General features: G+C 59.3%; 5 protein-coding genes and 1 pseudogene. All 6 read left to right on the top strand.

What is annotated here, in order from left to right:
- On the top strand, positions 1-1,806 hold a 1,806-nt coding region (locus JX325_RS12130; RefSeq protein ID WP_279380536.1), incomplete at its 5' end, for a collagen binding domain-containing protein.
- Positions 1,807-1,895: 89 nt separating this feature from the next.
- Positions 1,896-2,228 carry a DUF3852 domain-containing protein gene (locus tag JX325_RS12125; protein WP_204791371.1) on the top strand — a complete coding sequence of 111 codons (333 nt, stop codon included), beginning with the start codon at positions 1,896-1,898 and terminating at the stop codon, positions 2,226-2,228.
- Between the two features lie 16 nt (positions 2,229-2,244).
- Positions 2,245-2,601 carry a hypothetical protein gene (locus JX325_RS12120; protein ID WP_204791370.1) on the top strand — a complete coding sequence of 119 codons (357 nt, stop codon included), beginning with the start codon at positions 2,245-2,247 and terminating at the stop codon, positions 2,599-2,601.
- Positions 2,602-2,640: 39 nt separating this feature from the next.
- Positions 2,641-3,510, top strand: coding sequence for a conjugal transfer protein TrbL family protein (locus JX325_RS12115; RefSeq protein ID WP_374220615.1), 870 nt, complete (start codon positions 2,641-2,643; stop codon positions 3,508-3,510).
- Positions 3,511-3,533: 23 nt separating this feature from the next.
- Positions 3,534-3,899, top strand: a complete 366-nt coding sequence (locus JX325_RS12110; protein WP_160211075.1) for a DUF4406 domain-containing protein — start codon at positions 3,534-3,536, stop codon at positions 3,897-3,899.
- A pseudogene (locus JX325_RS12105) lies at positions 3,896-5,516 on the top strand (DNA cytosine methyltransferase); the annotation flags it as partial. The gene JX325_RS12110 and the pseudogene JX325_RS12105, both read left to right, overlap by 4 nt.
- Between the last annotated feature and the right edge of the window lie 74 nt (positions 5,517-5,590).

The following is a 5,590-nucleotide window of genomic DNA, read 5'->3' as shown; positions in this document are numbered from 1 at the left end:
CCCCAGACCATCATCGTGAAAAACGGCTCCAACTCTGTGAACAGCGGCACCGTGGGCGGGACCACCAACGGCAATACTGGCGGCAGCACCAATGTGGGTGGCGGAACCAACGGCGGCAACGATCTCACTTTCGAGAATGACCCCAAGACCCGGCTGGTCATTGAGAAGTACATCACCGGCACCACCACCCCTCTGAAGGGCGTGACCTTCCTGGTCACCGAATCCAACGGGCAGGTGCTGGGCAGCGCCAACGGCGAGTACACCACCGACGAGAATGGCCGGATCGTGATCGAGGGCCTGGAACCCGGCAAGACCATCATCGCCAAGGAGATCCGCACCCTGGACGGCTACCTGCTGGACACCCCCCCCCAGTCCATCCAGATCAAGGTAGGAGACGCTCAGACTTTGAAATTCTACAACACGCCTGTGGGCGGGCTGGAGCTGATCAAGGTCAACGAGGCTGACAAGAGCCAGCGAATCCCCAACACCACCTTTGAGATCCGCCGCATGGACGGCGGCTTGGTGGACACTATCACCACCGACAAGCAGGGCCGCGCCCACCTGGATCTGGATGCCGGGGACTACTACGCGGTGGAGATTGAGGCCGGCAAGGGCTTCGAGCTGGACGCCACCCCCACCTACTTCACCGTCCGGGACGGCAAAGCCACCACAGTCACCGTCACCAATCGGGCAGTCAGCGGCATCCTGATTCACAAGGTCGACAGCGTTACCAAGCAGGGCATCTACGGGGTGACCTTCCTCCTCTATGACGCCAACAAGAATCCCATCGGGCAGTACAGCAGCGATGACAAGGGCTACGTCCATATCGACGACCTGCCCGGCTCTGGCCGCTACTACCTGCGGGAGTTGGAGAATGACGGTTATCTGGTGGATACCCAGCTGAAGTCGGTCTATGTCACTGATGGGACCACTACCGAGATCACCTGGGAGAACACCGCCATCACCGGGCAGATCCAGATCACCAAGACCTCTGAGGACTACAACTCCATGAACGGCTGGCCCGCCGGTACGCCTATCCCTGGTACCGAGTTCGAGATCTACCACTACCGCACCGGCAATCTGGTGGATACTATCCGCACCGATAAAAATGGCGTCGCTGTGTCAAAGCCTCTGCCGTTAGGGCGATACAAAATTGTGGAATCCAAGGCTGCCGATTTTTACGGGCTGGACAAAACCCCCATTGAGGTGGAGATCGAGCACGCCGGCCAGATCGTCAAGACGGCCATGACCAACAAGGCCCTGTACACCAACGTCAGCATTAAGAAAATCGGCTTCGTGGAGGTTATGCCCGGCCAGCAGATACGCTATGATTTCTCTGGCATCGCCAACAATTCCACCACGGCGCTCACCTCCTTCTATTGGAGGGACACTCTGCCCACCCAGGCAGTGCGGCTGGACAAGATCGTCACCGGAACCTACAACGTCCAGGGGAATTACAAGATCGTGTTCAAAACCAATCTCAACGGCGAGTACCGTACCATGTACGATAACCTGAGCACCACGCAGAACCATGTGCTGGACGCCTCTCCCGCCGCCCTGGGTCTGGCCTCCAATGAGTATGTCACGGAGTTTATGGTTTCCTTCGGCATCGTACCCGGCAATTTCCGCCAGGTGGAGGTGCCCAAGGTGTACTGCAATGTAGTGTCCTGGCTCACTGGCGGGACCCAGTTCGTCAACCAGGCGGATGTAGGCGGTGTGTACAACGGTCAGTGGATCATGGCAACCAGCAGATGGGTCACCAAGGTCTACAAGCCCGCCCAGCCCCTGCCTCGCACCGGCTATTGAGCCGGTCTGACCATGCTGAATGGGGAGCCGCCTGTCAAGGGCGGCTCCTCGTCTGTAAATTTGATTTGAACACAGGGAGGAAAATCAACATGAAGTTCAAGAAAATGTTCCGTATCCTTGCCGCCGCCATGGTGGTGGCGGCCCTCTGCTGCGCCCCCGCCTTCGCCGCCGGGGATGTGGCCTCCGCGGTGGAGAGTACCTGGACCGACGCCGCGACCCAGATTAAGACCGTGGTGGAGAACGTGGTCTTCCCCGCGCTGGACATGGTCCTCGCCATCGCCTTCTTCACCAAACTGGGCATGGCTTACTTTGATTACCGCAAGCATGGCCAGTTCGAGTGGACCGGCCCGGTAATTCTCTTCGCCTGCCTGGTCTTCACCCTCTCTGCTCCCTCCTATATCTGGGGCATCATCGGGATTTGATGGGATCGGACAGCGGATGCCCTTCGGACAGGAACTGCGGAACGCCGTCGCCAAACGCCGTCCGGACGCTGTCTGTCTGGGCGGCGTCTGCTACATCCGGCTGGGCGGGGAAACTCTGGCAAAGGCCGCGCTCANCTCGGGAGGCGNCAATTACGNCGGAATCCAGGTGACGGTCCTGAACCGGCGTACCGGACCTGTGGATTCCATCACCATCCGTTCCTGGGATGTGCCTCACGGCGTGAAAAAGCCTCCTGACTTCGGGGAAAAAGCGGATTGGGATATCTACCGTCCCACGCTGGATATAGACAGGCTCTGGGAATTGGCGGAGGAATACCTGCGTCTTTTCCAAGAGCCTGATACGGAAATGAGGTGATTCTCAATATTTATCTTTGATTTTGTAGCGTCCACCATCATGGACAATCTGATCGACTGGTTCTATGGGCAGGTGGTAGGCTTCCTCGCCAACTTCTTTGCTGAAATGGGGAACATGGGCGTGGAGCTGTTCGCGCTGGACTGGGTGGAGGCCATCGTCCTGTTTTTCTCTCAGCTGGGCTGGGCGCTGTTTGGCGTCAGCCTGGTGGTCTCCGGTTTTGAGTTCGGCATTGAATACTCCACCGGCAGAGGCAACCTCCAGCATACGGCGCTGAACGCCATCAAGGGCTTCATGGCGGTGAGCCTGTTCACCGTAGTACCTGTGCGGCTCTACGCCCTGTCGGTATCCTTGCAGGGGACCTTCGCCATCGGCCTGACCGGGGCGGGAACCAGCATCGGGACCGTGGGGGAACGAATCATTGAGGAACTGATGAGCGTAGAGAGCCTCGCGGATATGGCGGGCGCGCCCAGCTTCGGCATGAGCGTCCTCACCAGTCCCATCATGCTTTTATTCTGCATCATTATGATGGCCTACGCGGTGATCAAGGTGTTTTTCGCCAACCTCAAACGGGGCGGCATCCTGCTCATCCAGATTGCTGTGGGAAGCCTCTATATGTTCAGCGTCCCCAGAGGCTATACAGACGGCTTTGTTCAGTGGATGAAGCAGGTCATCGGCCTGTGCCTGACCGCCTTCCTTCAATCCACCATCCTGGTGGCCGGCCTGATGGTCTTTAAGGACCACGCCCTGCTGGGACTGGGTCTCATGCTCTCCGAGGGAGAGGTGCCCCGGATCGCCGGGACCTTCGGCCTGGACACCACCACCCGAGCCAACATCATGAGCGCCGTCTACACCGCCCAGGCTGCCGTCAACACCACCCGCAGCGTTGCCCAGGCCGTGGCGCCCAAATAAGGACAGAGGAGGAAAAGACGGATATGAATCAACTGGTATACATTGCCTCGCCCCTCTCCGGAGATGTGGCGCACAATCTTGATTTCGCACGCCAGGCATGCCGCTATGCCATCGCCCAGGGCGTCACGCCATTCGCCCCGCATCTGCTGTACCCCCAGATGCTCAATGACAATGATCCGGCGGAGCGCCAGCTGGGACTCGAGATGGGGAATCAGATGCTGGAGCTGTGCGATGCGCTGTGGCTGTGCGGAGATCGGGTCAGCCCCGGCATGGAGGGAGAGCGGAAACTCGCTGAGGAGCTTGGCATCCCTGTTTGCAGGATCAGTACACAGGAGATCCTTTCCGTGTCTTTTTCTCCCACAGAAGGGATGGGGATGGCAATGGGATGACACTCACTATGGGGAGCCTCTTCGATGGCATCGGCGGCTTCCCCCTGGCTGCGGTCCGGAACGGGATCACGCCCGTGTGGGCCAGTGAGATCGAAGCCTTCCCCATCGAAGTCACAAAGCACCGCTTTCCCGGCATGATCCATGTGGGGGACATCACCAAGCTGGACGGGGCAGAATTGCCGCCTGTGGACATCATCTGCGGCGGCAGCCCTTGTCAGGATCTCAGTGTGGCTGGAGCGAGAGCCGGTTTGTCCGGCGCCCGCTCCGGCCTTTTTATGGAACAAATTCGAATTGTGAAGGAGATGCGAAATGCAGATATGGAACGAGGACGGACAGGGCTCGCTGTTCGCCCACGATGGATGTGCTGGGAAAATGTACCCGGCGCGTTCAGCTCAGGGACCCCCAAGGGGGAGGACTTCCGCATCGTCCTCGAGGAGATCGTCCGAGTTAAAAGCGATACCGTTCATGTCCCTGGACCTCACCCCTGGGCGTGGCAACCTGCTGGGCGAATCGTACTGGGAACTGGTTTCTCCCTGGCCTGGCGGGTCTTCGATGCTCAATACTGGCCCCGCACCCCTCAGCGAAGAAGACGTATTTTCCTTATCGCAGATTTTGCAGGACGCTCCGCCCCGCAAATACTATTTGAGCAGGACCGCCTGCCTGGGTATCCTGCGCAGGGCGGGGGAACGCGGGAAGGAGCTGCCGCCTCAGCTGAAAGCAGCGCTGATGGCACAGGCGGGGCTGATCCCACTGGCGGCTCCGGCCTCTGAACCCATCGCCTTCGCCGCCAACCAGAGGAACGAGGTACGGGATCTCCACGATGTGGCCGGTGCATTGAGCGCCCAGCCGGGAATGAAGCAGCAGACCTTCATTGCGCAGGACTGCCTCACTCCCTGGGACACCCAGCAGGCCCGCATCTTCACCCCGGAGAGCAAGGCCCCCACCCTGGCCAGCGCGGACGGAGGCGGCGGGCGGAATCCTGGCGGGCTGTTGTTTACAGCTGGAGTAGCTGGCAGTCTGACTCCCTGGGATAACCAGCAAAGGCGTATCTCTACTCCCTATGGTGTCGCCCCAACGATCAACAGCGGTGAGCTGAAGCCGGGTGGACTTCTGTTTGTAGCAGGCTTCTGCGCCGGAGCCGCCCCTTCGGCTGGCGGGATCGGTTATCAGGAGGAGATCGCTCCAACGCTGAAAGCGACCGCCAGTGGGAACATGATGCCCTCCATTCTCTGCCTCACCGGTCATGGGGGGCAACGCATGGACATTACAACCGATATGACGCCCACGCTCCGGGCGCAGATGGGCGTCCATCTGCCGCTGATCTGCCTCAACGACCAGGGCGGCGGCGTCATGTCCTGCTCTGAAGATGTGGCTGGGACGCTGCGGGCACAGGAGCATGGACATCAGCCGCTGGTTATGGGGCTGCGGCAGGGAGAAGAAACGCGCATGGTTATTGAATTATTTGAGAATCATGGCATTGATGCGAGATATACAGGGCCACACAAAGTGTCTCCAACATTGACAAATCGTGGCGGCACTGGAGGCAACAATCTCCCTCTCGCCCTGCAAGTGCGGGAACCAATCTGTATCTCCGGCAACGCCATTGACCGCCAGCCTCAGAAGCTGTACCAATAGGCTAAAACCGCTTGAGTAAAGTGCTGAAAGCAGCAATGGTGCAAACAGCTTGTGCA

The organism is Oscillibacter sp. CU971 (genome assembly GCF_905219725.1).
Lineage (GTDB): Bacteria > Bacillota > Clostridia > Oscillospirales > Oscillospiraceae > Oscillibacter.
The sequence above is the reverse complement of the archived record's forward strand: the minus strand, read 5'-3'. Positions and strand labels throughout refer to the sequence as shown.